The sequence below is a fragment of the Cryobacterium sp. 10I5 genome (assembly GCF_035019865.1).
GTDB classification, from domain to species: domain Bacteria; phylum Actinomycetota; class Actinomycetes; order Actinomycetales; family Microbacteriaceae; genus Cryobacterium; species Cryobacterium breve_A.
On the sequence record NZ_JASJVI010000222.1, the window covers coordinates 1 to 403 of the forward strand.

Consider the following 403-nt stretch of genomic DNA (forward strand, 5'->3'; position numbering starts at 1 on the left):
GGGGGGGGGGGGTTTTGGCCCCCCCAACCGCGACGGCCGCGAGGAGAGCGGCCTCCGCGGCCACGTCCCGGCCGGCTGGGTCGGAGCCGGGGCCGGCGCCGAGCGGCACGCGCGTCACGGCCCGGCCCTCGCGGTGCTCCCAGTCCCAGCCGAGGCTCAGTGCCTGCTTCGGGAGAAAGCGCACAGTGAGCACCAGGACGGGCGCGGCGGCCTCCGGGAAGCGCACCGAGGCATCCGTGCTCGTCACCGGGAGCGCATGACGGAGGCTCGGGTAGTAGTCGGCGAGGAACTCGTCCGTCTCGGACGCGGGCACGACCACGCTGGCCGGCACCCCGAGCAGGCGGCTCTGTTCCGGGCTGAGCTGCCCGCGGGTGGGGGCGAGGAGAAACGACAGGGCGAGGGC

Annotated in this window: 1 pseudogene; it reads right to left on the reverse strand. The window is 75.9% G+C overall.

The features are described from left to right. A pseudogene (locus QN350_RS19800) lies at window positions 1-403 on the reverse strand (hypothetical protein); the annotation flags it as partial.